Annotated in this window: 25 protein-coding genes, 1 tRNA gene and 1 pseudogene; 13 read left to right on the plus strand and 14 right to left on the minus strand. The window is 70.8% G+C overall.

The genetic code is table 11. The annotated features are described in order from the left end of the window. Positions 1-100 precede the first annotated feature (100 nt). Genes E6R62_RS33095 through E6R62_RS33110 form a run of 4 tightly spaced genes read left to right on the plus strand, consistent with a single transcriptional unit; the run spans position 101 to position 4473 of the window. Positions 101-1033 carry a branched-chain amino acid ABC transporter permease gene (locus tag E6R62_RS33095; protein WP_136217186.1) on the plus strand — a complete coding sequence of 311 codons (933 nt, stop codon included), beginning with the start codon at positions 101-103 and terminating at the stop codon, positions 1031-1033. A 5-nt stretch (positions 1034-1038) separates the two neighbouring features. After that, positions 1039-2769: a branched-chain amino acid ABC transporter permease gene (locus tag E6R62_RS33100; protein ID WP_136217187.1), complete on the plus strand. Its 1731-nt coding sequence runs from the start codon at positions 1039-1041 to the stop codon at positions 2767-2769. Between the two features lie 4 nt (positions 2770-2773). Further along, entirely contained in the window at positions 2774-3760 is a 987-nt protein-coding gene (locus E6R62_RS33105; protein ID WP_136217188.1) for an ABC transporter ATP-binding protein, read from the plus strand. After that, positions 3757-4473, plus strand: coding sequence for an ABC transporter ATP-binding protein (locus tag E6R62_RS33110; protein ID WP_136217189.1), 717 nt, complete (start codon positions 3757-3759; stop codon positions 4471-4473). Before E6R62_RS33105 ends, E6R62_RS33110 begins: the two co-directional genes overlap by 4 nt. A 72-nt stretch (positions 4474-4545) precedes the next feature. On the opposite strand, the gene E6R62_RS33115 is transcribed toward E6R62_RS33110, so the two are convergent. Beyond that, positions 4546-5223: an ANTAR domain-containing response regulator gene (locus E6R62_RS33115; RefSeq protein ID WP_136217190.1), complete on the minus strand. Its 678-nt coding sequence runs from the start codon at positions 5221-5223 to the stop codon at positions 4546-4548. A gap of 75 nt (positions 5224-5298) precedes the next feature. On the opposite strand from E6R62_RS33115, the gene E6R62_RS33120 reads away from it, so the two are divergent. Both E6R62_RS33120 and E6R62_RS33125 read left to right on the plus strand, forming a co-directional pair. Then, positions 5299-5373, plus strand: a tRNA-Leu gene (locus E6R62_RS33120). A 110-nt stretch (positions 5374-5483) separates the two neighbouring features. After that, positions 5484-6233: a transcriptional regulator gene (locus E6R62_RS33125; protein ID WP_136217191.1), complete on the plus strand. Its 750-nt coding sequence runs from the start codon at positions 5484-5486 to the stop codon at positions 6231-6233. On the opposite strand, the gene E6R62_RS33130 is transcribed toward E6R62_RS33125, so the two are convergent. Both E6R62_RS33130 and E6R62_RS33135 read right to left on the minus strand, forming a co-directional pair. Next, positions 6230-6847 carry a hypothetical protein gene (locus tag E6R62_RS33130; protein WP_136217192.1) on the minus strand — a complete coding sequence of 206 codons (618 nt, stop codon included), beginning with the start codon at positions 6845-6847 and terminating at the stop codon, positions 6230-6232. The two genes, E6R62_RS33125 and E6R62_RS33130, sit on opposite strands and share 4 nt — an antisense overlap. A gap of 38 nt (positions 6848-6885) precedes the next feature. Continuing rightward, entirely contained in the window at positions 6886-7341 is a 456-nt protein-coding gene (locus E6R62_RS33135) for a MarR family transcriptional regulator (protein ID WP_136217193.1), read from the minus strand. Positions 7342-7440: 99 nt separating this feature from the next. Between E6R62_RS33135 and E6R62_RS33140 the strand changes: the two genes are divergently transcribed. Continuing rightward, positions 7441-7950 (plus strand): GNAT family N-acetyltransferase, encoded by a 510-nt coding sequence (locus E6R62_RS33140; RefSeq protein WP_136217194.1) that lies wholly within the window; start codon positions 7441-7443, stop codon positions 7948-7950. An 85-nt stretch (positions 7951-8035) separates the two neighbouring features. Here the strand turns inward: E6R62_RS33140 and pyk are convergent, their stop codons facing one another. Beyond that, positions 8036-9463 (minus strand): pyruvate kinase, encoded by a 1428-nt coding sequence (pyk, locus tag E6R62_RS33145; RefSeq protein WP_136217195.1) that lies wholly within the window; start codon positions 9461-9463, stop codon positions 8036-8038. Positions 9464-9631: 168 nt separating this feature from the next. After that, the gene (locus E6R62_RS33150; RefSeq protein WP_136217196.1) at positions 9632-10336 is read right to left on the minus strand and encodes an SIMPL domain-containing protein; all 705 of its coding nucleotides are present in this window, start codon (positions 10334-10336) and stop codon (positions 9632-9634) included. A gap of 127 nt (positions 10337-10463) precedes the next feature. Between E6R62_RS33150 and E6R62_RS33155 the strand changes: the two genes are divergently transcribed. Next, positions 10464-12278, plus strand: a complete 1815-nt coding sequence (locus E6R62_RS33155; protein WP_136217197.1) for a bifunctional UDP-sugar hydrolase/5'-nucleotidase — start codon at positions 10464-10466, stop codon at positions 12276-12278. Between the two features lie 49 nt (positions 12279-12327). Here E6R62_RS33155 and E6R62_RS33160 read toward each other — a convergent pair whose 3' ends face one another. From E6R62_RS33160 to E6R62_RS33195, 8 genes are all read right to left on the minus strand, one after another. Further along, complete coding sequence (locus E6R62_RS33160; RefSeq protein ID WP_136217198.1) at positions 12328-13737, minus strand: lysine N(6)-hydroxylase/L-ornithine N(5)-oxygenase family protein; 1410 nt, start codon at positions 13735-13737, stop codon at positions 12328-12330. Next, positions 13709-15148, minus strand: a complete 1440-nt coding sequence (locus E6R62_RS33165) for an aminotransferase class V-fold PLP-dependent enzyme (protein WP_136217199.1) — start codon at positions 15146-15148, stop codon at positions 13709-13711. The genes E6R62_RS33160 and E6R62_RS33165 overlap by 29 nt, the downstream gene beginning before the upstream one ends. Positions 15149-15323: 175 nt before the next feature. Further along, a complete protein-coding gene (pepN, locus tag E6R62_RS33170; RefSeq protein WP_168714255.1) occupies positions 15324-17864 on the minus strand; it encodes an aminopeptidase N in 2541 nt (846 codons plus the stop codon). A 32-nt stretch (positions 17865-17896) separates the two neighbouring features. Beyond that, complete coding sequence (locus E6R62_RS33175; protein ID WP_136217201.1) at positions 17897-18229, minus strand: chorismate mutase; 333 nt, start codon at positions 18227-18229, stop codon at positions 17897-17899. Between the two features lie 228 nt (positions 18230-18457). Further along, the gene (locus E6R62_RS33180) at positions 18458-19240 is read right to left on the minus strand and encodes a serine protease (protein ID WP_206308924.1); all 783 of its coding nucleotides are present in this window, start codon (positions 19238-19240) and stop codon (positions 18458-18460) included. 183 nt (positions 19241-19423) lie between these two features. Beyond that, on the minus strand, positions 19424-20278 hold the full coding sequence (locus E6R62_RS33185) for an alpha/beta fold hydrolase (RefSeq protein ID WP_136217203.1): 855 nt from the start codon (positions 20276-20278) through the stop codon (positions 19424-19426). Between the two features lie 177 nt (positions 20279-20455). Beyond that, positions 20456-21367: an SDR family oxidoreductase gene (locus E6R62_RS33190; protein WP_136217204.1), complete on the minus strand. Its 912-nt coding sequence runs from the start codon at positions 21365-21367 to the stop codon at positions 20456-20458. A gap of 1 nt (position 21368) precedes the next feature. Further along, entirely contained in the window at positions 21369-22139 is a 771-nt protein-coding gene (locus E6R62_RS33195; RefSeq protein ID WP_136217205.1) for an SDR family oxidoreductase, read from the minus strand. Positions 22140-22195: 56 nt separating this feature from the next. On the opposite strand from E6R62_RS33195, the gene E6R62_RS33200 reads away from it, so the two are divergent. From E6R62_RS33200 to E6R62_RS33220, 5 genes are read left to right on the plus strand one after another with little or no spacing between them, the layout of a single operon-like run. Beyond that, a complete protein-coding gene (locus E6R62_RS33200) occupies positions 22196-22945 on the plus strand; it encodes an enoyl-CoA hydratase family protein (protein ID WP_136217206.1) in 750 nt (249 codons plus the stop codon). After that, positions 22942-23796, plus strand: coding sequence for a CoA transferase subunit A (locus tag E6R62_RS33205; protein WP_136217207.1), 855 nt, complete (start codon positions 22942-22944; stop codon positions 23794-23796). The genes E6R62_RS33200 and E6R62_RS33205 overlap by 4 nt, the downstream gene beginning before the upstream one ends. Then, positions 23793-24524 (plus strand): CoA-transferase subunit beta, encoded by a 732-nt coding sequence (locus E6R62_RS33210; RefSeq protein ID WP_306432497.1) that lies wholly within the window; start codon positions 23793-23795, stop codon positions 24522-24524. Before E6R62_RS33205 ends, E6R62_RS33210 begins: the two co-directional genes overlap by 4 nt. A 2-nt stretch (positions 24525-24526) precedes the next feature. Continuing rightward, positions 24527-25594 carry a nitronate monooxygenase family protein gene (locus tag E6R62_RS33215; protein ID WP_136217209.1) on the plus strand — a complete coding sequence of 356 codons (1068 nt, stop codon included), beginning with the start codon at positions 24527-24529 and terminating at the stop codon, positions 25592-25594. Between the two features lie 31 nt (positions 25595-25625). Beyond that, entirely contained in the window at positions 25626-26570 is a 945-nt protein-coding gene (locus tag E6R62_RS33220; protein WP_136217210.1) for a tyrosine-protein phosphatase, read from the plus strand. Between the two features lie 73 nt (positions 26571-26643). Here E6R62_RS33220 and E6R62_RS40395 read toward each other — a convergent pair. Further along, positions 26644-26896, minus strand: a pseudogene (locus tag E6R62_RS40395) (hypothetical protein); the annotation flags it as partial.

The raw sequence follows: 26896 nt of genomic DNA on the forward strand, positions 1-26896 counted from the left end.
TCCGACCGCCTGACCCACACCAAATGAACCAGCCCGCGCGAGGGCGCAAACAGCGCCCTCGCGCGGAGTCATATCCGACACGCTCATCGGAGGCCCTGCGGTGCACGAACTGCCGCAACAGCTGGCCAACGGCCTTGCCCTCGGTGCCCTTTATGGCCTCATAGCCATCGGGTACACCATGGTCTACGGCATCGTCCAGCTCATCAACTTCGCCCACGGCGAGATCTTCATGATCGGCGGCTTCGGTGCCGTCACCATCTACACCGCCCTCCCGAGCGGTACCTCACTGCTGGTGGCGATACCGCTCATGATCGTCGGAGGCGCCCTCGCCTCCGTAGCCGTTGCCACCGCCGCGGAGCGGTTCGCGTACCGCCCCCTCCGCAACGCCCCCCGACTGGCCCCGCTCATCACCGCGATCGGCCTGTCCATCGTCCTTCAGCAGCTCGTCTGGGGCTTCTACCCCGACGCCAAGAAGGCCGTCAGCTTCCCCGAGTTCACCGGCGAAGCCTTCAAGATCACGTCCAACCTCTCCATCCAGCGCTCCGACGCGTTCGTCCTCATCCTCGCGCCCCTGTGCATGCTCGCCCTCGGCATCTTCGTCCAGAAGAGCCGCAGCGGCCGCGCCATGCAGGCCACCGCGCAGGACCCCGACACCGCGAAGCTGATGGGCATCAACACCGACCGCATCATCGTCATGGCCTTCGCCATCGGTGCCGCGTTCGCCGCCGTCGCCGCCGTCGCCTACGGCCTCGACAAGGGCCAGATCAACTTCGAAATGGGCTTCATCCTCGGCCTCAAGGCCTTCACCGCCGCCGTTCTCGGCGGCATCGGCAACATCTACGGCGCCATGGTCGGCGGCATCGTCCTCGGCCTCGCCGAAGCCCTGTCGATCGCCTACATCGAACACATCCCCGGCATGCAGCAGCTCGGCGGTGGCGCCTGGTCCAACGTCTGGGCCTTCGTACTCCTCATCGTCGTCCTCCTCGTGCGGCCACAAGGCCTGCTCGGCGAACGCGTCGCGGATCGGGCGTGAGAACCATGACCAACGAAGCCACCACCCTGGACACCACCGCGGCCGGCGAAACCGCCGTGACCTCCCGCACCGCCCTGCTCTACGCCGTCATCGGCGGCAGCCTGGTCGCGATCGTCTCGACCTTCCTGGCCTGGACGTGGACCACGCAGTTCCCCGGTGACCTGACGATCTACGGCAATCCCGCCCCCCTGCAGATCCTTACCCTGGTCGGCGCCGTCCTGACCGCCCTGCACGCCCTCTCCGCCCTCGGCGTCAAGGGCCTCGGGTGGCTCACCCCCGCCGGCTCCCGCAAGGCCCTGTACATCCTCGCCCTCGGCACCCTCGCGACCGCCCTCTACACCGTGCTCGCCATCGCGTGGGTCCTCGGCGGCCTCGTCCACCTGGAACCCGGCGCCTACGTCGCCGTCATCGGAACCCTCGTCCCGGCGCTCGCCGCGTACAAGCTCCCCGACGACACACGGAAGCCGGCACCGGCCAAGAAGCTGTCCTCCTGGGCCGAGATCCTGATCATCGTCGCCGTCTTCGCCCTCGGCCTCTACGTGATCACCTTCGGCATCGGCACCAACGACAAGGAACCGCAGCTCTTCACCGCGTACCTGATCCTCGTCGCCTTCGCCGCGTTCGCCCTCACCAAGTCCGGCCTCAACGCCCGACTGTCCGCGATCACGGCGAACAACCGGCAGATCACCGTCATCGCCGCCTTCGTCGCAGCCATCGCCTTCCCCCTCACCCAACAGGGCGGCGACACCTACACGCTGCTCGCGGTCAACATCCTGATCTTCGCGACCGTCGCCCTCGGCCTCAACGTCGTCGTCGGCCTCGCCGGGCTCCTCGACCTCGGCTACGTCGCCTTCCTCGGCGTCGGCGCGTACACCGCCGCCCTGGTCTCCGGAAGCGCGTCCTCCGCCTTCCACATCCAGTTCCCCTTCTGGGCCGCCGTCCTTACCGGCGCCCTCGCCTCCCTGGTGTTCGGCGTCATCATCGGAGCACCCACCCTCCGCCTGCGCGGCGACTACCTCGCCATCGTCACCCTCGGTTTCGGAGAAATCTTCCGCATCGCCATGGGCAACCTCGACGGCGTCTCCGGCCCCAAGATCACCAACGGGCCGAACGGCATCACCAACATCCCCGACCTCGAACTGTTCGGCTGGAATTTCGGCGAGGCCCACACCGTCTTCGGCATCGAACTCGGCGCCTACGCCAACTACTACCTGCTCATGCTGCTCGTGATGGTCCTCGTGGTCGTCGTCTTCAGCCGAGCCGGCAGCAGCCGCATCGGACGCGCCTGGGTCGCCATCCGCGAGGACGAGACCGCCGCCACCGCCATGGGCATCAACGGCTTCCGCGTCAAGCTCATCGCCTTCGCCCTCGGTGCCACCCTCGCCGGCCTCGCCGGCACCGTGCAGGCCCATGTCCAGCACACCGTGGTCCCCGAGATGTACCAGTTCGCCGGCCCCGTGCCCCCGAACAGCGCGTTCCTCCTCGCCGCCGTCATCCTCGGCGGCATGGGAACCATCCGCGGTCCCATCCTCGGCGCCTCGCTCCTCTTCCTGATCCCGGCCAAGCTGTCCTTCCTCCAGGACTACCAGCTCCTCGGCTTCGGCATCGCCCTCATCATCCTCATGCGCTTCCGCCCCGAAGGCCTCATCGCCAACAAGCGCGCGCAACTCGAGTACCACGACGACACCGCTGACCAGGCCCCCACGGACCTGGCCACCGCCAAGGCGGGGGCGTAACACCATGACGAACACCACTGAGAACACCACCCCCACCGCCGTCCGAACCGGCGAAACCGTCCTCGAAGCCAGCGGCGTCACCATGCGCTTCGGCGGCCTCACCGCGGTCCGCTCCGTCGACCTCAAAGTCAACGCGGGCGAGATCGTCGGCCTCATCGGCCCCAACGGCGCGGGCAAGACCACCTTCTTCAACTGCCTCACCGGGCTGTACGTCCCCACCGAGGGCACCGTCAGCTACAAGGGCACCGTCCTGCCGCCCAAGCCCCACCTCGTCACCAAGGCCGGCATCGCCCGCACCTTCCAGAACATCCGTCTCTTCGCCAACATGACGGTCCTGGAAAACGTGCTCGTCGGCCGCCACACCCGCACCAAGGAAGGCCTCTGGTCGGCCCTCGTACGCGGCCCCGGCTTCAAGAAGGCCGAAGCCGCCAGCGAAGCCCGCGCCATGGAACTCCTGGAATTCATCGGCCTCGAACACAAGGCCCAGCACCTGGCGAAGAACCTCCCCTACGGCGAACAGCGCAAGCTCGAAATCGCCCGCGCCCTCGCCAGCGACCCCGGCCTCCTGCTCCTCGACGAGCCCACCGCCGGCATGAACCCCCAGGAAACCCGCACCGCCGAAGAACTCATCTTCGCCATCCGCGACATGGGCATCGCCGTCCTCGTCATCGAGCACGACATGCGCTTCATCTTCAACCTCTGCGACCGCGTCGCCTGCCTCGTCCAAGGCGAGAAGCTCATCGAAGGCACCGCGGCCGAAGTCCAGGGAGACGAACGCGTCATCGCCGCCTACCTCGGCGAACCCTTCGAAGGCGACCCCGGCGCGGCCGAAGCCGCCGCAGTCGAAGCCGCCGAAGCCCACGCGGCAGCCGACGCGGCAGCGGAGCCGGAGCCGGAAGCGGAAGCGGACACCACCGCAGACGCGGACGACACGGCCGACGCGGACAGCAGCACCACCAGCGACACCAGCACGGAAGGAGAGGCCAAGTGACCGCACTGCTCAAGGTCGAAGACCTCAAAGTCGCCTACGGCAAGATCGAAGCCGTCAAGGGCATCTCCTTCGAAGTCAACGAAGGCGAAATCGTCTGCCTCGTCGGCACCAACGGCGCCGGCAAGACCACCACCCTGCGCACCCTCTCCGGGCTCCTCAAGCCCACCGCGGGAAGCGTCACCTTCGACGGCAAGCCCATCACCAACGTCCCCGCCCACAAGATCGTCTCCATGAAGCTGGCGCACTCCCCCGAGGGCCGCCACATCTTCCCCCGCCTGACGATCACCGAGAACCTCCAGCTCGGCGCGTTCCTCCGCTCCGACAAGGAAGGCATCGAGAAGGACATCCAGCGCGCCTACGACCTCTTCCCCATCCTGGGAGAGCGCCGCAAGCAGGCCGCCGGCACCCTCTCGGGCGGCGAACAGCAGATGCTCGCCATGGGCCGCGCCCTCATGTGCCAACCCAAGCTGCTCATGCTGGACGAGCCCTCGATGGGCCTCTCCCCGCTCATGATGCAGAAGATCATGGCCACGATCGTCGAGCTCAAGGCCACCGGCACCACCATCCTGCTCGTCGAGCAGAACGCCCAAGCCGCCCTCTCACTGGCCGACCAGGCTCATGTGATGGAAATCGGCAAGATCGTACTCTCGGGCACGGGCCAGGAACTCCTGCACAACGAGGACGTCCGCAAGGCCTACCTCGGCGAGGACTGACCCCTCCGCCGTTCCACATACGTGAGGCCCGCCACCGCGATCCGGTGACGGGCCTCACGCGCGTTCCCGCCCCTACTGGGCGGCGTTCTGCTTCTTCTCCTCGGCGTCCTCGATGACCGCCTCGGCGACCTGCTGCATGGACATGCGACGGTCCATGGAGGTCTTCTGGATCCACCGGAACGCCGCCGGCTCCGTCAGGCCGTACTGCGTCTGCAGGATGCTCTTCGCCCGGTCCACCAGCTTGCGGGTCTCCAGCCGCAGCGAGAGGTCGGCGACCTCCTTCTCCAGCGCCTTGAGCTCGGCGAAGCGCGAGACGGCCATCTCGATGGCCGGGACGACGTCGCTCTTGCTGAACGGCTTCACCAGGTACGCCATGGCCCCGGCGTCCCGGGCCCGCTCCACCAGGTCGCGCTGCGAGAACGCGGTCAGCATCAGGACCGGGGCGATGGACTCCTCCGCGATCTTCTCGGCGGCGGAGATCCCGTCGAGGACCGGCATCTTCACATCGAGGATCACCAGGTCGGGCCGGTGCTCCCGGGCCAGCTCGACGGCGGCCTGGCCGTCCCCGGCCTCGCCGACGACGGAGTACCCCTCCTCTTCGAGCATCTCTTTCAGGTCGAGACGGATGAGCGCCTCGTCCTCGGCGATGACGACGCGGGTCGTCAGCGGCGGAACGTGCGACTGGTCGGCGTCGGGCGTGGGCGTCGACTCGTGCTCGGCGGTCACGGGTGGCTCCTCGTTGCGGGGCATTCAAACTCCCATGAGCCTACCGAGCTGCGGTAAGGTGGTCTCGCAGCGGGTCGGGGGTAACCTTTGATTCGTCGGGCCCCGGTAGCCCAATTGGCAGCAGGCGATGGATTCAAAACCCATTCAGTGTCGGTTCGAGTCCGACCCGGGGCACTTTTCCTTATTTTCGAAGGTCACGCGTGAAGCGCGTGACCTTCACTCGTTCCGGCGAAGCCCGTCGAAATCGGCTGCGCGGACGAAACGCCCACGTCAGCGTCGGACGTATGTACGACATGCTCACGCGCAACCACGTGCTCGGGCTGCTCGCCGGCGGACGCAGCCTGAACTCCGTCAGCAAAGAGACCGGCATATCCCGGTCGGCCATCCGTGCCTGGCACGTCCGGCTCGAACCGCCACCCCACCTGCTCAATCAGGCAGCGCGTTGCTCGACGCCCACCGACACCCCCGCCTACGCCTATCTGCTCGGCCTCTACCTCGGTGACGGGTGCATCAGCCCTCACCCCCGGGGCGGGCACCACCTCCGGATCGCCTGCGCGGACGCGTGGCCAGGCCTCATCGAGCGGTGCCGGGACGCGATCACAGCCGTACGCCCCGGCGACAAGGTCTACCTGTTGCGGAAACAGGGATGTGTGGCCGTGACCAGCTACGGGCGGCACTGGACGTGCATGTTCCCCCAGCACGGCCCCGGCAAGAAGCACGAGCGGCGGATCGTCCTCGAAGGTTGGCAGCAGGCGATCGTCGACGCCCACCCCTGGGAGTTCCTGCGGGGGCTGATCCACTCCGACGGGTGCCGGGTCACCAACTGGACCGTGCGGAACGGAAAACGGTACGAGTACCCCCGGTACTTCTTCACCAACAAGTCCGACGACATCCGGCGGCTCTGCACGGACACCCTGACCAAGGTCGGCGTGCGGTACACCGTCCTGGCCCGGGGCAGTGACCCCTTCAACGTGTCCGTCGCCCCCAAGGCCTCCGTGGCCCTGATGGACGCGCACATCGGGCCCAAGTACTAGCAGAGGTGGACCGCCAGGCCGCAGAGGCCCTCGCCCATCCCGGCGGCGGTGCGCCAGACGCGCAACGGGCCCTCGAGGACGGATTCCTCGGCCTTCCCGTAGTCCAGCCAGTCCTGGGCTTCGGCGCGGGCGCGCTCGGACGGGGTGAAGGTCAACGCCCGCTCCACGTCGGGCAGGCGCCGGCGGACCTGCGCGGAGGGGAGCACGAAGTTGCCGCACCAGCCCGGCAGGAGCGTCGCCCGGCTCGGTCCGATGGCGTGGAAGAGGGAGGCGACGGCGTACTCCTTGCGGTGGACGGAGATGAACATGCCGTCCTGGCCCTGGCCCTCCCAGACGTCGTCGACGACGTAGAAGGCTGGGTCCGCGGCGCCGGCGCAGACGTCGTCGAGGTGGCCGCCGGGCGCGGTGAGGGCGTGGAACGATTCGATCGCAGCCTGGTCGCCCTCGTACCAAGTGCGGTGGTCGGGGAGGGGTGCCCGTTGCCATCGGCGCATTCGGCGTTGGGCTTCCGGGTGCTCGTGGTCGGCGCGCATGGCGGGCAGGAGGCGGGCGGCGAGTTCGGCGATGGTGTCGTCGGGGTGGCTGCTGATGGCCCAAGCGCTGGTGAAGCCCATAGGGGGACCGTATCGGCCGGGTCCGACAGTGGGCGTGGTCAGGGGAGGTCGGCGTCGCCGCCGAGGTTGGCGACCATGCGGCGGAGGGTGTCGATGGTGGCGGCGTAGGTGGGGGTGTCGATGCCGTGGCGGATGCGGGCGTGGACGGCCGCGTTGCGGTCATGGGCGCGCAGCCGGCCTGCTTCGCCTTCGATGGTGAGGGCGAGGGTGCCGCCGGTGGTGGTGAGCCAGCCGCGGGTGGTGAGGTCGTCGTAGACGGCTTCGAAGTCGGTGTTCTGGTCGTCGAAGCGGGTGAGTTTCCCGGTGAGGGTGGCGCGGGTCCAGGCGCCGGGGGCGCCGGCCACGTGGTTGAGGATCCACCAGTGGGGTTGGGTGAGGTGTTCGTCGGCGAGGGCGGTGCGCAGGCCGGTGATGACGAGGTTGGCGGCTTCGCGGCTCCAGTAGCCGATGGCTTGGGCGGCGAGTCGTTCCTGGGGGTAGGGCTTGATGTCCATGTGGTTGAAGGTAGGACCTCTACTGAGGTTGAGGTCAAGGTGTCGTGGGGGGCGTTTGTACCGCTCCGCTCGGCCTCAAGCGATGCAAGGGAGTTGACGGTGCTGTTGCGCGATGTGGAGCTCGGCGATGTCGAGGCGTACGTCCGGATGCGGTGTGATCCCGCGATGATGGCCGACCTGGGTGGGCCGTTGCCGCGGGAGGGCATGGAGGAGAAGGTGGAACGGGATGTCCGCAGGGCGGCGGCGGATGTCGACTGGACCAAGATGATCGTCCCCGATCCGGCTGTGCCCGCGGTGGTGGCGGGGACCGTGACCCTGTGGTCCCACGACTCCGGGGACGGGCCGGTGTCGGAGATCGGGTGGATGGTGTTGCCGGAGTTCCAGGGGCGGGGCATCGGCAAACGTGCCGTCCATGCCGTCTTGGAACAGGCCGGCGAAGACGGTCGTTGGGGTGTGGTGCACGCGTTTCCGGCGGCGGGGAACGACGCTTCGAACGGGATGTGCCGGTCTCTGGGCTTCCGGTTCGAGGGTACGCGCGAGGTGGAGTTCGCGGGGCGGATCTTGGCGTCCAACCACTGGAGCATCGATTCCCGCACCCGTCTGACGTGAGGGGTGCCCCCCTCACCGACCGGGGGGGGTGAGGGCTGCCCCGCCGAGGTTCTCCGGCGGGGCTCGTCTTGACGACAGGGTGTCGTCAGCTGACGGCGTCGCCGATGTGGTGGACGCGGACGAGGTTGGTGGAGCCGGTGACGCCGGGGGGTGAGCCGGCGGTGATGACGACGATGTCGCCGGGTACGCAGCGGCCGATCCGCAGGAGTTCTTCCTCGACTTGGTCGACCATGGCGTCCGTGGACTCGACGTGGGGTCCGAGGAAGGTCTCGACGCCCCAGGTGAGGTTGAGTTGGGAGCGGGTCGCGGGGTCGGGGGTGAAGGCGAGGAGGGGGATGGGTGAGCGGTAGCGGGAGAGCCGGCGGACGGTGTCTCCGCTCTGGGTGAAGGCGACGAGGAACTTGGCGCCGAGGAAGTCGCCCATTTCGGCGGCTGCGCGGGCGACGGCGCCGCCTTGGGTGCGGGGCTTGCTGCGCTCGGTGAGGGGCGGGAGCCCCTTGGCGAGGATGTCTTCCTCGGCGGCTTCGACGATGCGGGCCATGGTGCGCACGGTCTCGACGGGGTATTTGCCGACGCTGGTTTCGCCGGAGAGCATCACGGCGTCGGTTCCGTCGATGATGGCGTTGGCGACGTCGGAGGCCTCGGCGCGGGTGGGCCGGGAGTTGTCGATCATCGAGTCGAGCATCTGCGTGGCGACGATGACGGGTTTGGCGTTGCGCTTGGCGAGTTTCACGGCGCGCTTTTGGACGATGGGGACCTGTTCCAGGGGCATTTCGACGCCGAGGTCGCCGCGGGCGACCATGATGCCGTCGAAGGCGGCGACGATGTCGTCGATGTTGTCGACGGCCTGGGGCTTCTCGATCTTCGCGATGACGGGGAGGCGGCGGCCTTCCTCGTCCATGACGCGGTGGACGTCCTCGATGTCACGGCCGCTGCGGACGAAGGACAGGGCGATGACGTCCACGCCCGTGCGCAGGGCCCAGCGGAGGTCGTCGAGGTCCTTCTCGGAGAGGGCGGGGACGGAGACCGCGACGCCGGGGAGGTTGAGTCCCTTGTGGTCGGAGACCATGCCGCCCTCGATGACGAGGGTGTGGACGCGGGGGCCGTCGACGCCGGTGACCTGGAGGGTGACGCGGCCGTCGTCCACGAGGATGCGTTCGCCCGTGGTGACGTCCGCCGCGAGGCCCTTGTAGGTGGTGCCGCAGGTGTGGCGGTCGCCTTCGTGGTCTTCGACGGTGATGGTGAATTCGTCACCGCGTTCAAGGAGTACCGGTCCTTCGCGGAAGCGGCCGAGTCGGATCTTCGGACCTTGAAGGTCGGCGAGGATGCCGACGCTGCGGCCGGTCTCGTCGGAGGCCTTGCGTACGCGCTGGTAGCGCTCCTCGTGTTCGGCGTAGGTGCCGTGGCTGAGGTTGAGGCGGGCGATGTCCATTCCGGCTTCGACCAGGGCTTTGATCTGGTCGTACGAGTCGGTGGCGGGCCCCAGGGTACAAACGATTTTTGCTCGGCGCATGAAACGAGCGTATGCCCCTACCAGGGAGTAGGAAATTGGTTCCGGGTGTCCAATCAACAACCGTTCGGCAAAAGGTTGTTGACAATTGTTGAATGTGCGTGGGGGTGCTCCGATGAGCACCCCCGGGGCGGCACGGAGAGGGTTGCGGAGAGGGTTTGTGGGGGGGTCTCAGAGCTGGGGAGGGGTCATCGTGAAGCGGGCGTTCACTTGGGCGTAGACGGTCTGACGCTGGGGTTCGAGGTCGAGGGGCGGGGCGCCGACGGGTTCCGCGGGGGCGCCGTAGGCCATGGTGCGCATGCCGGAGCCGGGGGCGCCCGCGAAGGGGGCGGCGTTCTCGGCGCCGAGGTCGGCGAGTTCGACGAGGGCGGCGAGTCGGGCGCCGAGGGCTTCGGCGTATTCGCGGGCGCGCTGGACGGCTTCGAGTACGGCTTGGCGGCGGGCGCGGCCGTGGGCGGGTGAGGTGGGGCGCAGGGCCCACCAGGGGCCGTCGACACGGGTGAGTTCGAGGTCGGCGAGGCGGGTGGTGAGTTCGCCGAGGGTGGTGAAGTCGCTCAGTTCGGCGGTGATGAGGACGCGGCCGTGGTAGGCGCGGACGCGTTCGGCGCGGCCGTGGCGGGTGAGTTCGGGGGTGATGGAGAAGGCGCCGGTTTCGAGCTTCTCGACGGGGTCGCCGTAGCTCTTGACGAGGTCGAGTACGGCGTTGTTGCGGCGGGTGAGGTCTTCGAGTGCGCTGCGGCGGTCGGTGCCGCGGGCGCTGACGGTGATGCCGATGCGGGCGATCTCGGGGTCGACTTCGAGTCGGGCTTCGCCGCGGACCGCGACGCGCGGGACTTCGGGGGTTCCGTAGGGCTGGTGCGTGGCGTCCTGAGTCATGGATTCACTCTCGCACTGTGGTCGTCGGGGTGTGGTCATCGGATCGAAACCTGGCGGGGGTGTTGTGACTTGTTACCGGTGGGTCAGAATCTACGCGCGTTGTACAGGCCTCAAAAGGGGAGACGGCATGGCGTTCGACCGCAGGACATTTCTGGGTACTTCGGCTGCGACAGGTGCCGCTGTGGCGTTGGCGGGTGCTTCGGGCACCCCGGCGGCAGCCGCGGTGGAGGAGTCCGGGGCGGGCGGGCCGTCCGGTTCGCGCGCGTACTCGTTCACGGTGATGGGGACCACCGACCTGCACGGGAATGTCTTCAACTGGGACTACTTCACGGACAAGGAGTTCGACGACAAGGCGCACAACGACGTCGGCCTGGCGAAGATCTCCACGTTGGTGGAGCAGGTGCGGGCGCGCAAGGGGCGTTGCAACACGCTGCTGATCGACGCCGGTGACACGATCCAGGGCACGCAACTCGCGTACTACTACGCGAAGGTGGACCCGATCACGGCGCGTCGGGGTCCGGTGCACCCGATGGCGCAGGCGATGAACGCGATGGGGTACGACGCGGCGGCGCTCGGCAATCACGAGTTCAACTACGGCATCCCGGTGTTGCGCAAGTTCCAGGAGCAGTGTCGTTTCCCGTTGCTGGGGGCGAACGCGCTGGACGCGAAGTCGCTCCGTCCGGCGTTTCCGCCGTACAGCATGCACCGGCTGCGGACCCCGCACGGGCGGGACGTGAAGGTGGCGGTGTTGGGGCTGACGAACCCGGGGATCGCGATCTGGGACAAGGCGAACGTGCAGGGGAAGATGACGTTCCCTGGTCTGGAGGAGCAGGCGGCGAAGTACGTGCCGCGGCTGCGTTCGATGGGTGCGGACGTGGTGATCGTGGCGGCGCACTCGGGGTCGAGCGGTACGTCGAGCTACGGGGACCAGTTGCCGTACATCGAGAACGCGGCCGCCTTGGTGGCGGAGCAGGTGCCGGGGATCGACGCGATCCTGGTGGGTCACGCGCACACGGAGATCCCGGAGTACCGGGTGAGGAACAGGGCGACCGGTAAGGACGTGGTGCTGTCCGAGCCGTTGAAGTGGGGGCAGCGGTTGACGCTGTTCGACTTCGACCTGGTGTGGGAGCGGGGTCGGTGGTCGGTGGCGAGGGTCGGGGCGCAGGTGTTGAACTCGAACACGGCGGTGGAGGACCCGAAGATCACCGGGTTGCTGTCGGACGAGCACCGGAAGGTCGTCGCGTACGTCAACCAGGTGATCGGTACGTCGACGGGCGCGATGTCCTCGCAGGAGGGTCCGGTGAAGGACGTTCCGATCATCGACCTGATCAACCATGTGCAGGCGGAGACGGTGAAGGCGGCCCTGGCGGGCACCCAGTGGGCGGCGCTGCCGGTGTTGTCGCAGGCGTCGTGCTTCTCGCGGACGGCGTCGATCCCGGCCGGGCGGGTGACGATCAAGGACGCGGCGGGGTTGTACCCGTTCGAGAACACCCTGGAGGCGAGGTTGCTGACCGGCGCCCAGTTGAAGGACTACCTGGAGTACTCGGCGCGGTACTACGTGCGTACCGCTCCGGGTGACGTGGTGGATCCGGCGAAGCTGACGAACTCGGAGGGCGTTCCGGACTACAACTACGACGCGGTGTACGGGTTGACGTACGACATCGACATCGCGCAGCCGGTGGGGTCGCGGATCTCGGGCCTGTCCTTCCAGGGGAAGGCCGTCGATCCGGCGGCGCGGTTCGTGTTCGCGGTGAACAACTACCGGGCCTCGGGCGGGGGGAACTTCCCGCACGTCCCGCAGGCCGAGCAGTTGTGGTCGAACTCCGAGGAGATCCGCACCACGATCATCCAGTGGGTGAAGGCGAAGGGGTCGATCGATCCCGCGGGGTTCGCGTCGGTGGACTGGCGTTTGACGCGGGCCGGGGTGCCGGTCTTCCCGTAGTCGCCCGGTTTCCCCGTAGTCGCCGTTCCGGACTTCCCTTCGGTCGTCGTCAGGGGTGCTCGACCAGCGGGAGCAGTTCGCTCGCGGGGTGGGGGCGGGCGTGCTCGCGCTGGTCGAGTCCGAAGGTGGTGAAGGCGGTGCGGGTGGGCTGCGGGTAGGCCTCTTTGCCGGTGAGGGTGTTCAGGATGGCGGCGCTGCGCCAGGCCGCGAGGCCGAGGTCGGGGGCTCCGACGCCGTGGGTGTGGCGTTCGCCGTTCTGGACGAAGACGCTGCCGGTGACACTGGGGTCGAGGATCATCCGGTAGCGGTCGTCGATGCGGGGGCGGCCGGCGGAGTCCTTGCGGAGGTAGGGGTCGAGACCGGCGAGGAGGCTGGTGAGGGGGCGTTCGCGGTAGCCGGTGGCGAGGACGACGGCGTCGGTGGTCAGGCGGGAGCGGGTGCCCTGCTGGGTGTGTTCGAGGTGGAGTTCGACCTTGGTGGTGGCGACGCGGCCGGCGGTGCGGACGCTCACGCCGGGGGTGAGGACGGCGTCGGGCCAGCCGCCCTGGAGGGTGCGGCGGTAGAGCTCCTCGTGGATGGCGGCGATGGTGTCGGCGTCGATGCCTTTGTGGAGTTGCCACTGGGCGGGGACGAGTCGGTCGCGGACGGGTTCGGGCAGGGCGTGGAAGTAGCGGGTGTAGTCGGGGGTGAAGTGTTCCAGGCCGAGCTTGGAGTACTCCATGGGCGCGAAGGCGGGGGTACGGGCGAGCCAGGTGAGGCGTTCGCGGCCGGCGGGGCGGGCGCGGAGCAGGTCGAGGAAGACCTCGGCTCCGGACTGGCCCGATCCGATGACGGTGACGTGTTCGGCGCCGAGGACGCGTTCGCGGTTGTCGAGGTAGTCGCAGGAGTGGATGACGGGGACGGTCGGGGCTTCCGCGAGGGGGCGCAGGGGTTCGGGTACGTGGGGGGTGGTGCCGACGCCGAGTACGAGGTTGCGGGTGTAGGAGCGGCCGAGGGCCTCGGCCTCGCCGTCGGGGTCGAGTTGGGTGAAGTCGACCTCGAAGAGGTCGCGTTCGGGGTTCCAGCGGACGGCGTCGACCTGGTGGCCGAAGTGGAGTCCGGGCAGGCGCCCGGCGACCCAGCGGCAGTAGGCGTCGTATTCGGCGCGTTGGATGTGGAACCGCTCGGCGAAGTAGAAGGGGAAGAGCCGTTCCTTGTGCCGTAGGTAGTTGAGGAAGCTCCAGGGGCTGGTGGGATCGGCGAGGGTGACGAGGTCGGCGAGGAAGGGGACTTGGAGGGTGGCTCCGTCGATGAGGAGTCCGGGGTGCCAGCGGAAGTCCCTGCGCTGGTCGTAGAAGGCGGTGGCGAGTTCTCCGGTTCCTTGTCCGGGCAGGCCGTGGGCGAGGGCCGCGAGGGACAGGTTGAAGGGGCCGATGCCGATCCCTACGAGGTCATGGGGTGCTTCGGGTTGCGCGGTCATCGGTGGGTGCTGCCTTCCGGGAGGGTGACGGGGCCAGGAGGGTGACGAGGGCTTCCAGGTCCCGTTGCGTGGTGTGGGGGTTGAGCAGGGTGGCCTTGAGCCAGAGCCGGCCGTCGGCGGTGGCGCGGCCGAGTACGGCGGTGCCGTCGAGGAGGAGGGTGCGGCGCAGGGCCGCGAGCCGGTCGTCGTCCGTGGGGGTGGGGCGGAAGAGGACCGTGCTGATGGTGGGGCGCGCGTGGAGTTCGAAGCCGGGGTGGGCGTCGAGGAGGTCGGCGAGCCGGTGGGCTGCGGCGCAGGTGAGGTCGATGAGGTGGGCGAGTCCGTCGCGGCCCAGGGAGCGCAGGGTGGTGGCGATCTTGAGGGCGTCGGGGCGACGGGTGGTGCGCAGGGAGCGGCCGAGGAGGTCGGGGAGGCCGGCTTCGGTGTCGTCGGTGGCGTTGAGGTAGTCGGCCTGGTGGGCGAGGGGGGCGAGCAGGGCGCTGTCGGGGACGGCGAGGAGTCCTGCGGCGACGGGCTGCCAGCCGAGTTTGTGCAGGTCGAGGGTGATGGACTGGGCGCGGGAGAGGCCGTCGACCTTGGCGCGGTGGCGGGGGCTGAGGGCGAGGAGGCCTCCGTAGGCGGCGTCGATGTGGAGGTCGGCGCCGTGGCGGTGGCAGAGGTCGGCGAGGGGGCCGAGGGGGTCGATGAGGCCGGCGTCGGTGGTGCCCGCGGTGGCGGCGACGAGGACGGGGCCGGTGGTGCGGGTGAGGGCTTCGGCGAGGCGGGCGGGGTCGAGGGTCCCGGCGGGGGTGGGCAGGGCGGTGGCGGGAGGCAGTCCGAGGAGCCATGCGGCGCGCGGGATGGAGTGGTGGGCGTTGGCTCCGTGGAGGACGGTGAGCCCGGGTCCGTGGCGTTCGCGGGCCAGCAGGAGGGCGAGCTGGTTGGCTTCGGTGCCGCCGGTGGTGACGAGGGCGTCGGCGCCCGGGGTGTCGTAGAACTCCGCGGCGAGGGCGCGGGTGAGGAGCGCTTCGACGGCCGAGGCGGCGGGCGCCTGGTCCCAGGAGTCGAGGGAGGGGTTGAGGGCCGAGGCGGCGAGGTCGGCGGCGGCGGCGACGGCCAGCGGCGGGCAGTGCAGGTGGGCCGCGCACAGCGGGTCGGCGGGGTCGGCGGCGCCGGCGGCGAGGGTGTGGACGAGGGTGCGCAGGGCTTCGTGGTCGCCGGTGCCGTGGGCGGGGAGTACGTCGCCCAGTGCGGCCCGGACGTGGGCCGTGAGGGCTTCGGGCCCGCCGGCCGGGAGGGGGCCGCCGCGTTCTTTGGCTCCGGTGCGCAGCGCGTCGAGGACGGTGTCGAGCAGGGGCCGCAGGGCGTCGGCGCCGCCGGGGCCGCCGGCGAGCGGGGGCAGGGGCGGCGGGGTGCCGGGCGGGCTGGTCATCCGGGTGTCCTTAGGCGGTGGCTGGGCGGGGACAGCCGGGTCCCCGCCCAGCACAACGATCAGACCCGAATGGGGTAACCGCCGGGGTTTGTCGGATTGCCCCGTACGGGTGGGGTGTACGGCCGGTTGTTCGACCGGCGGTACGCCCCGCCCGTGTGGGGTGCCCGGCGGTGTGTCAGCCCGCGGCGCGCACGCGCAGGGCGCGGGCGAGGTCGTCGAGCTGGTCGACGAGCTTGCGCCGCAGCAACGGGATGAGTTCGGGGTCTTCGAGGCAGGCGCGCCCGGCCCGCAGGTTGTCCTCGTCGACGGCGTGGGCGGGGAAGGCCCAGCGGCCGGCGGCGTCGCCGATGGCGGGTCCGCGGCGGGCGGCGACCGCGACGGCCTCGGGGTAGTAGCGCTGGACGTAGCCCCGGAGGAGGTCGCTCTGTTCGGGCTGCCAGAAGCCCTGGGCGGTGGCGCTGAACAGGTAGTTGGACAGCGTGTCGTCGTGGAAGAGCCGGTTCCAGGCGGCTTCCTTCGCCTCGGTGGTCGGCAGTGCGGCGCGGCAGCGGGCGGCGCCTTCCTCGCCGGTGGCGGTGGGGTCGGCGGCGAGGGCGGCGGCGATCTCGGCCTCGTCGACGGCGCCGAGCACGGAGAGCCGGGCGAGGATGCGCCAGCGCAGCTCGGGGTCGAGTTCGGGACCGCCGGGCACGGTGCCGTCGGCGAGCCAGCCGGCGAGGGTGTCGGGCTGGGTGGCGCTGTCGATGTGGACGCGTACGGCGGCCAGGCGCAGGCCGGGGTCGGAGCCGTCCTCGGTGCGGCGCATGAGGGCGCGGGCGGTGTCGGTGATGGTGGCGAGGGCGGCGGTGCGCCGGCCGGGGGCGACGTAGCGGGCGGCGATGTGGGTGCGGGCGAAGGCCAGTACGCCCTGGACGATGGCGAGGTCCTGCTCGGCGGGCAGGTGCGCGCGGGCGGTCTCCAGGTAGGCCTCGGGTTCCAGTTCGCCGTCGCGGACCATGTCGCGCAGCGCGTTCCAGACGACGGTGCGGGTGAGCGGGTCGGGGAGGGCCGACAGTTCGCGCAGGGCGGTTTCGACGGAGCCGGCGTCGAGGCGGACCTTGGCGTAGCCGAGGTCGCCGTCGTTGAGGAGGAGCAGGGCGGGACGGGGGCCGCCGACGGAGAGGACCTCGTCGGTGGGGACGTCGAGGGCGAGGCGTTCGCGCAGTTCCAGGCCGTGGCCGGCCGGGTCGTGGTCGTAGAGGCCGACGCCGATGTGGTGCGGGCGGCTGCCGTGGTGGTCGACGGTGAGGGTCCAGCCGGGGTGCCCTTCGCCGGTGTGGGAGTCCTCGACGCGGGGGGTGAGGGTGTCGACGCCGGTGGTGCGCAGCCAGACGTCGGCCCAGGCGTGGACGTCGCGTTCGGTGTGGGCGGCGAGGGAGTCGACGAAGTCGGCGAGGGACGCGTTGGCGAACTTGTGGCGGTTGAAGTGGGTGTTGATGCCGGCGAGGAAGTCCTTCTCGCCGAGCCAGGCCACGAGTTGGCGGAGCGCGGAGGCGCCCTTGGCGTAGGAGATGCCGTCGAAGTTGAGGAGGGCGGAGGCGGTGTCGGGGACGGCGTCGGGGGCGACGGGGTGGGTGGAGGGCCGCTGGTCGGCGTCGTAGCCCCAGGGCTTGCGTTCCATGCCGAACTCGGTCCAGGTGCCGGTGAAGCGGGTGGCTTCGACGAGGGTCTGGTAGCCCATGTACTCGGCGAAGGACTCGTTCAGCCAGATGTCGTCCCACCAGCGCAGGGTGACGAGGTCGCCGAACCACATGTGTGCCATCTCGTGGGCGATGACCATGGCGCGGCGCTGGCGTTCGGTGTCGGTGACGGCGGAGCGGAAGACGAATTCGTCGCGGAAGGTGACGAGGCCCGGGTTCTCCATGGCGCCCGCGTTGAATTCGGGGACGAAGGCCTGGTCGTAGGAGTCGAAGGGGTACGGCTCGGCGAACTTCTCGTGGTAGCGGTCGAAGCAGTCCTTGGTGACGGACAGGATCTCCTCGGCGTCGGCGTCGAGGTAGGGGGCCAGGGAGCGCCGGCAGTGGAGGGCGAAGGGCAGTCCGGCGTGGTCGGTGCGGACGCTGTGCCAGGGGCCGGCGGCGATGGCGGCGAGGTAGGTGGAGATGACGGGGGTGGGTGCGGAGGTCCAGATCCCGGCGCCGTCGCCCGAGGGGGATCCCGTGCGGTCGCCGGTGCGGGTGGTGATGCCGTTGGCGAGGACGTACCAGTGGGACGGCGCGGTGACGGTGAACTCGAAGACGGCCTTGAGGTCGGGCTGGTCGAAGGCGGGGAAGACGCGCTGGACGTCGTCCATGAACATCTGGGTGTAGACGTACGCCTCTCCGTCCTCGGGGTCGGTGAAGCGGTGCAGGCCCTCGCCGGTGCGGGAATAGCGCATGCGGGTGTCGAGGCGCAGTTCGTGGGCGCCTTCGGCCAGGCCGGTGAGCGGGAGGCGGTTGCCGCTGAGGGTGGCGGGGTCCAGGGGGCGGCCGTCGAGTTCGACGGAGCGCAGTTCGTCGGGTTTCAGCTCCAGGAACGTGTCACAGGCGGTGCGGGCGGTGAACCGGATGACGGTCGCGGAGTCGAAGGTCTCCTCGCCGGTGGTGAGGTCGAGGGTGACGCCGTAGTGGTGGACGTCGAGGAGCTGGGCCCGGAGCTGCGCTTCGTCGCGCGTCAGTGCGGATGACATGGGGCCCATGCTGCCGGAAACGGCGCCCGGGCCCCAGGGGTCTACTCTTCGCCCGCAGCGATCGTCTCGTGGTGCCGGATGACCTCGGCGATGATGAAGTTGAGGAGTTTTTCCGCGAAGGCCGGATCGAGTTTGGCGTTCTCGGCGAGCTGGCGCAGGCGGGCGATCTGGCTGGCCTCGCGGCTCGGGTCCGCGGGGGGCAGCTGGTGGCGGGCCTTGAGGTGGCCGACCTGCTGGGTGCATTTGAAGCGCTCGGCGAGCATGTGGACCACGGCCGCGTCGATGTTGTCGATGCTGTCCCTGAGGCGGGCCAGTTCGGCGGTGACGTCCTCGCCGGTCGTCTCGCCGGTCTCGTCGGTGTCGCTGGTGTTCATGGTCCCCGAGAATACGTGGCTCGGGCGGCTCTTCCGCTGGTCGGCCGGACAGTGAGACGGGACCCGGGGGCGGGTGACGGTGGGGATGCGGGCGGTGACGCGTGGGTGGGGTCGGGCGGGGTGCCGGTGGTGGCGGGCGGGGTGCGGGAGGGGAGGCGGAGGCCTCGGCCCTCCGGTCCGGAAGGGCCCGGGGGGCCGGTCCGGTGGGCCGGAAGGCCGAGGGGGGCGTCACAGTCCCGCGGCGGCGGCCCTGATGTCCGCGGCGAAGGTCGAGACCTCCGTGTACACGCCCGGGTAGCCGGGCCGGGCGCAGCCTTCGCCCCAGCTGACTATGCCGACCTGGATCCAGGCGTTCGTGTCGTCCCGGCGGAACATCGGGCCGCCGGAGTCGCCCTGGCAGGTGTCGACGCCGCCCTGGTCGAAGCCGGCGCAGATCTCGTCGCCGGGTACGAGGTCGCTGCCGTAGGCGCTCTGGCAGGCGGCGTCGGAGACGAAGGGGACGGTGGCTTTGAGCAGGTACCGCTGCTGGCTGCCGCCTTCGCGGGCGGCGCCCCAGCCGGCGATGGTGAAGGTGCCGTTGTCGTAGGCCTTCGTGTCGGCGATCTTGAGGGTGGGCAGGTTGATGGGCTTGGCGAGCTTGATGAGCGCCCAGTCCTTGCCGGAGCCGTTGTAGCCCGGGGCCTGGAGCACCTTGGTGGACTTGACCTTCGTGGCGCCGGAGCTGTTGAGGTCGACGACTCCGGCGGTTGCGGTGATGGAGGTGTTGTTGCCGGAGCCGTTCACGCAGTGGGCGGCGGTGAGGACGATCTGCTGGGTGTAGAGGGCGCCGCCGCAGCCCATGGAGAGGCGGACCATGAACGGGAACTCGCCCTGCGCGGCCCGCGTTCCACCGACGACGGGGGTCGGGGAGGCGGTGGCGGAACCGGGCTGGAGGCTGACGGCCGCGAGAGCGACCGCACCGACGGCCAGGGTGCGCTTGAGGAAGGTGGCAAGGGTGGACACAGTCGACACACTGCCTTTCGTGGGGGGTTGGGCCGTGCGCGTCACTGGGTGATGACGTGTCCATGACACTGCTACTCCCGGGGGCCGACAAGTACGCGTTTTCGGACACCTCGCGACGTCGGCCGACGACGGTCGGCCCGCGAGAGTGCGACACGCGAGAGGGCGGCCCGCGAGGGTCGGCCGACGGGGGCGTCAGCCGAGGAAGAAGTCCGTCGCCAGGCGCCGGAAGTCCTCGGCCGCCTCGTCCTGGACCAGGTGGCCGCAGCGCGGGAAGACGTGGAGCCGGGCGTCGGGGAGGGTCTTGAGCGCGACGAACGCCCCGTCGACCGGGGTGACGCGGTCCTCGCGGCCCCAGGTCAGCAGCACCGGGCAGCCGATGCGGTGGGCCTCGCGCCACAACAGCGAACCCTCCGGCCACCTGGCGAACGAGGCCGCCATCCGGGCGGCGCCCAGCCTGGCCCGCTCCTCCACCGCCGGCGCGTAACGCTCCTCGACGAGGGCGTCGGTGACGCGCGACGGATCGTGCACCAAGGTGGTGAGGAAGGCCCGCATCTGCTCGCGGGTGGGTGCGGCCGACTCCCCGAACTCGATGAGCCGGCGCAAGCCCTCGGTGGGAGCCGGGGAGAAGAGGTTGAGGGAGAGGCCCGCCGGGGCGCTGAGCAGCAGCTTGGTCGCGCGTGCGGGGTGGTCGAGGGCGATCCGGGCGGCGACGCCGCCGCCGAGCGAGGTCCCTAGGAAGTGGGCCCGGGGTATGTCCAGTTCGTCCAGGAGGGCGATGACGGCCCGCGCGCTGTACGAGAAGTAGTCGCAGTCGGGTTCCGGCAGTTCGGAGCGGCTGTAACCGGGCTGGTCCACGATCAGCGTGCGGAAGCGCCCGGCGAAGTGGGGCAGGTTGTCGGCGAAGTTCCCCCAGCCGGAGGCGCCGGGGCCGCCGCCGTGCAGCATGACGAGTGCGGGGCCGTCGGCGGGGCCGGCCTCGTGGTAGTGGAGGCTGAGCGGACCGGCCTGGGCGGTGCGCGAGGTGTTCTCGTACGAGTGAATCGACATGATCAAAGCATCACCGACGGGATGTCGGGTCCAGGATGGTTCAGCGGAGATGCGTAGCGGGTAGTCATATCCCAACGCACGCACGAAGCTTCCGGTCCCGACCCCTCGCCAGGGGGCCGGGCCCGAGGCGCGTTCGCGGCCCTACCCCGGAGCCCGGCGCTCTCCTTCTCCCGTGCCCTACTCCCCCGCGCCGTACACGGCTCCCGGCGCCTGCGACCGCGTCAGCAGTTTCGCCGCCGCCTCCCCCGCCTCCGCCGGGGTCCAGCGCCCGCCGCGTTCGACGGTCGGGCCGGGCCGCCACCCCTCCATCACCGTGATCCGGCCCCCTTCCGCCTCGAAGACCCGGCCGGTCACCCCGGCCGAGGCCCGCGATCCCAGCCACACCACGAGCGGCGACACGTTCTCCGGGGCCATCGCGTCGAACCCGCCCCCGTCCGGCGCGGCCATCGCCTCCGCGAAGGTCCGCTCCGTCATCCGGGTCCGCGCGGCCGGCGCGATGGCGTTGACCTGGACCCCGTACCGGCCCATCTCCGCCGCCGCGACCAGCGTCAGCGCCAGGATGCCCGCCTTGGCGGCGCTGTAGTTCCCCTGCCCGACGGAGCCCGACAGCCCTGCCCCCGAAGAGGTGTTGACCACCCGCGCCGCGACCGCGCGCCCGGCCTTCGCCTCGGCCCGCCAGTACGCCGCCGCGTGCTTGAGCGGCAGGAAGTGCCCCTTCAAGTGGACGCGGACCACCGCGTCCCAGTCGTCCTCGTCCAGGTTGACCAGCATCCGGTCCCGTAGGAACCCGGCGTTGTTGACGAGTGTGTCGAGGCGCCCGAACGCCGCCAGGGCGCTCTCGACCAGGGAGGCCGCGCCCTCGTTCGTGGCGATGTCCCCGCCGTGCTCGACCGCCTCCCCTCCCCCCGCCCTGATCTCCGCCACGACGCGGGCGGCCGGGCTGTCGGGGCCGGGCAGCCCGTCCAGTCCCACGCCGAGGTCGTTGACCACGACCCGCGCCCCCTCCGCCGCGAAGGCCAGCGCGTGGGCCCGGCCGAGCCCCCGCCCCGCGCCCGTCACGATGACCACACGCCCCTGGGCCATTGCCATGTCACGCCTCCTTGTTGGTGGTTGCCGCGTCCAGGAAGGCGGGCCGCTCCCCGCCGCCGTGCACCAGCAGGCTCGCCCCGCTCACGTACGCCGCCCGGTCGGAGGCCAGGAACACCGCCGCCGCCCCGATGTCGGACGGTTCGGCCAGCCGCCCCAGCGGAACGGTCGCGGCGACCGCCTCGACCCCCGCCGCGTCCCCGTAGTGCAGGTGGGCCAGTTCGGTCCGCACCATGCCGGGGACCAGCGAGTTCACCCGTACCTCGGGCGCCCACTCGACGGCCATGGAGCGGGCCAGGCTCTCCAGCCCCGCCTTCGCCGCCCCGTAGGCGGCCGTGCCCGGCGAGGGCCGGGTGCCGCTCACGCTGCCGATCATGACGACCGAACCCCGGGAGGCCCGTAGCCACGGGTGGGCGGCCAGCGAAGCCGTCATCGGCGCGAGGAGGTTCAGTTCGACGACCCGGGCGTGCCGCGCCGCCTCTCCCTCTCCCTCCCCCAACAGCCGGTACGGGGTGCCGCCCGCGTTGTTGACCAGGCAGTCCAGTCGCCCGTATCGCTGCGCGATCTCCTGGAACACGTCGTGCACGGCTGCCGGTTCGCGCAGGTCGACGGCGATGAAGGACGCCCGGCGGTCGCCCTCCTCGACGGGCCGGTCCGGTGGCCGGCGCGCGCAGACGACGACCCGCGCGCCCGCGGCGAGGAACGCGCGCGCGATGCCCGCGCCGACACCCCGGGTTCCGCCGGTGACGACGACCACCCTCCCCTTGAGCTCCATCGGCTGCTACCTTCCTCACCTAACAAATGTTTGGTGGAAAGGTAGCTGATCCGCCCATGGGTGTCTCCACCGCCTGCCCGGACGAGGGCATCGCCCTGATCACAGTCGACTTCCCGCCCGTCAACGCCCTCCCCGTGAGCGGTTGGTACGAGCTGGCCGACGCCCTGCGCGCGGCGGGCCGCGACCAGGCCGTCCGCTGCGTCGTCCTCGCCGCCGAGGGCCGGGGCTTCAACGCCGGCGTCGACATCAAGGAGATGCAGCGCGACACCGGCCACGGCTCGCTCATCGGCGCCAACCGGGGCTGCTACGAGGCCTTCGCCGCCGTGTACGAGTGCGAGGTGCCGGTGGTCGCCGCCGTCCACGGCTTCTGTCTCGGCGGGGGGATCGGACTGGTCGGGAACGCCGACGCGATCGTGGCCTCCGACGACGCCGTCTTCGGCCTCCCCGAGCTGGACCGGGGCGCGCTCGGCGCCGCCACCCATCTGGCCCGGCTGGTCCCCCAGCACCTGATGCGGACCCTCTACTACACCTCCCGTACCGCGACGGCGGCCGAACTGCACGCGCACGGCTCGGTGTGGAAAGTGGTCCCTGGTGCGGAGGTCCGCGGCGCGGCCCTGGGGCTGGCGGCGGAGATCGCGCGCAAGGACGGCAGCCTGGTCCGGCTGGCCAAGGCGGCGATCAACGGCATCGACCCCGTCGATGTGCGACGCAGCTACCGCTTCGAGCAGGGGTTCACCTTCGAGGCCAATCTCAGCGGGGTCGCCGACCGGGTCCGCGACACCTTCGGGAAGGAGCCGGACGCATGACGGACAAGACCATGACGCCCGAGGACGTGGTGGGGCGGCTGCGCAGCGGGATGACGCTCGGCATCGGCGGCTGGGGCTCGCGGCGCAAGCCCATGGCACTGGTGCGGGCACTGCTCCGCTCCGAGATCACCGATCTCACCGTCGTCTCCTACGGCGGCCCGGACGTCGGGCTGTTGGCCGCCGCCGGGCGGATCAGGCGGCTCGTCGCCCCCTTCGCCACCCTCGACTCGATCCCGCTGGAGCCGCGTTTCCGGGCCGCCCGCGAGCGGGGCGCCTTCGCCCTGACCGAGCTGGACGAGGCCATGTTCATGTGGGGCCTGCACGCCGCCGCGAACCGGCTGCCGTTCCTGCCCGTCCGCGCGGGTCTCGGCTCCGACGTGATGCGGGTCAACCCCGAGCTGCGGACCGTCACCTCCCCCTACGCCGACGGCGAGGAGTTCGTCGCCGTCCCGGCCCTGCGCATGGACGCGGCCCTGGTCCACCTCAACCGCGCCGACCGCCTCGGCAACGGCCAGTACCTCGGCCCCGACCCGTACTTCGACGACCTGTTCTGCGAGGCCGCCGACGCCGCCTATGTCTCATGCGAGCAACTCGTGGAGAGCGCCGACCTCGCCAAGTCCGGTCCCCCGCAGTCCCTCCTGGTCAGCCGCCACAGCGTCACCGGCGTGGTGGAGACCCCGCACGGGGCCCACTTCACCTCCTGCGTCCCCGACTACGGGCGTGACGAGCCCTTCCAGAAGCTGTACGCGTCGACCCCCTGGCCCGAGTTCGCCGCCCGCTTCCTGTCCGGACCGGGCGAGCACGCCTACCAGTCGGCCGTCGCGGCCTGGCACGAGGAGCAGCAGCGGTGACCAGTGAACCGACCCGCGCCGAGTACTGTGTGATCGCCTGCGCCGAGGCCTGGCGCGGCGCGGGCGAGGTACTCGCCAGCCCCATGGGTCTCGTCCCGTCCGTCGGGGCGCGGCTCGCGAAGCGGACCTTCAGCCCCGACCTGCTCCTCACCGACGGCGAGGCGATGCTCGTCGGGCTCGACGGCACCGTGGAGGGCTGGCTCCCGTACCGCCGCCACCTCGCCATGGTCACCGGCGGCAGGCGCCACGTGATGATGGGCGCCGCGCAGATCGACCGGTACGGCAACCAGAACATCTCCTGTGTCGGGGACTGGGAGCGGCCCACCCGCCAGCTCCTGGGGGTGCGCGGCGCTCCGGTCAACACCCTCAACAACCCCGTGAGTTACTGGATCGCCCGGCACTCTCCGCGGGTGTTCGTGGAGCGGGTCGACATGGTCAGCGGGGTGGGTCACGACCGGGCGGCGGCGGCCGGGGTGACCCGCTTCCACCGGTTGCCCCGGGTGGTCAGCGATCTCGGCGTCTTCGACTTCGAGACCCCCGACCGCTCGATGCGCCTGGCCTCGCTGCACCCCGGCGTCGGCGTCGAGGAGGTGCGGGCCGCCACCGGTTTCGCCCTCGCCGTGGCCGACGACGTCCCGTACACGCGCGAGCCGAGCGCCGAGGAGCTGCGTCTGATCCGCGAGGTGATCGACCCCGAGGGCCTGCGCGAGCGGGAAGTGCGGGTCTGACGATGGAGACGGCATTGACCAGGCTGGTCGGGGTCCGGTACCCGATCGTGCAGACGGGCATGGGGTGGGTGGCCGGCCCGCGGCTGGTGTCGGCGGCGGCGAACGCGGGCGCCCTGGGCATCCTGGCCTCGGCGACGATGACGGTGGACCAGTTGCGGGCGGCGGTCCGGGAGGTGAGGTCCCGCACGGAGGCCCCGTTCGGGGTCAATCTGCGCGCCGACGCCGGCGACGCGGCCGAGCGGGCCCGCCTCATCATCGACGAGGGGGTGCGGGTCGCGTCCTTCGCCCTCGCGCCGTCCCGGGAGCTGATCGCCCGGCTCAAGGACGCGGGAGTGGTGGTCATCCCGTCGATCGGGGCCCGCCGGCACGCGGAGAAGGTCGCGGCGTGGGGCGCGGACGCGGTGATCGTGCAGGGCGGCGAGGGCGGGGGGCACACGGGGGAGGTGGCCACGACCGTGCTGCTGCCCCAGGTGGTCGACGCCGTGGACATCCCGGTGGTCGCGGCGGGCGGCTTCCACGACGGGCGGGGGCTGGTCGCGGCCCTCGCCTACGGGGCGGCGGGCATCGCGATGGGCACCCGCTTCCTGCTGACCTCCGATTCGACCGTCCCGGACGCCGTGAAGGCCGAGTACCTCAAGGCCGGCGTCAGGGACGTCACCGTCACCACGGCCGTCGACGGACTGCCGCACCGGATGCTGCGCAGCGATCTGGTCGCCTCGCTGGAGCGGGCGGGCCGTACGCGGGCGCTGGCCCGAGCCGTGCGGCACGCGGCGCGGTTCCGGAGGCTGTCCGGCCTGTCGTGGTCGGGGATGGTGCGGGACGGGCTGGCGATGAAACACGGCAAGGAACTGTCCTGGAGCCAGGTCCTGCTCGCCGCCAACACGCCCATGCTCCTCAAGGCGTCCATGGTCGAGGGCCGCACGGACCTCGGTGTCATGGCATCCGGGCAGGTCGCGGGGGTGATCGAGGACCTGCCCTCCTGTGCGGAACTCGTCGGCCGGGTCATGGCCGAGGCACGGGCCGTACTCGTACGACTGAACGCGCCCGACGCCCCGCCCCCACCGGGATGACCCGCTTCCCCTCCTCTCAGGAGCCGCCCAGATGAGTCGTGCCCGTATCCGCCTGGCGACCGTGGTCCTCGCGTCCGCCCTCGCCGTCACCACCGCGTCCGCCGTCACCGCCGCCTCCGCGGCCGCTACCGCCTCCGCGGCGCCGGTGCCCGTACGCGCCGAGCACCGACAGACGTCCGCCGAAACGATTCGCCAGATCCCCCTCCAGGGCGCGGTCAACCTCCGCGACCTGGGCGGCTACCGCACCTACACCGGCGGTCAGGTCCGCCAGGGGCTGGTCTACCGCTCCGACGCGCTGGGCAAGCTGACCCCCGCCGACGTCACCACCGTCGCCGGGCTCGGCCTCACCGAGGTCGTCGACTTCCGCATCCCGACGGAGGTCCGCTACGACGGCGCCGACCGGCTGCCCGCGGGGCTCACCCCCACCTCGCGCCCGGTCAGCGACCTCGGTCTCTACGGAACCCTGCTCACCGTCATCTCCAGCGGCGACCCCGCCGAGCAGGAGCGGATGCTCGGCGCCGGCCGCGCCGAGGCCTACATGCGCGACATCTACCGCACCTTCGTGACCGGCCCCGAGAACCGGGCGCAGTTCGCGGCGACGCTGCGCGAGATCGCGGACGGCAAGGGACCGCTGCTCTACCACTGCACGTCGGGCAAGGACCGGACGGGCTGGATGAGTTACCTCCTGCTGCGCGCGCTCGCCGTGCCCGAGACCACCGCCGGGCAGGACTACCTGGCCTCGAACGCCTTCCGCTCGGCCTACGACGCCCAAGTGCGGGAGGCCCTGAGGCAGTCGGGCCGGATGCAGCACCCCGAGCTGCTGATCCCCCTCCAGGAGGTCCGCCAGGACTACCTGGACGCCGCGACCGCCCGGATGGAGGCGGACTACGGCGGCCTCTACGGCTACCTGACGGACGGCCTCGGCCTTGACCTGCGGACCCTGGCGAAGCTCCAGAGCCGGCTGGTGCGACCGTAGGAACGGCCGAGCCGGGCTCCGCGCACTGTGTGCGGAGCCCGGCTCGGTACGTCTGCGGGAACAGGCCCGGGGATCAGGCCGAGCGGCGGCGTCCCTGGCCCGCGCCACCGACGCGGCTGCGCGCCGAAGCCGCCGCCGCACCGCCGGCGGAGCCGCCCGCGGTACGTCGACCGCGCTCGCCCGAACCGGCGCCCTGACCGGCCGACGTACCGCGGGCGGCTCCGCCGCCGGTGCGGCGGCGGCTTCGGCGCGCAGCCGCGTCGGTGGCGCGGGCCAGGGACGCCGCCGCTCGGCCTGATCCCCGGGCCTGTTCCCGCAGACGTACC

Origin of the sequence: Streptomyces sp. A1136 (assembly GCF_004795055.1) — a bacterium.
Classification (GTDB): Bacteria; Actinomycetota; Actinomycetes; order Streptomycetales; family Streptomycetaceae; genus Streptomyces.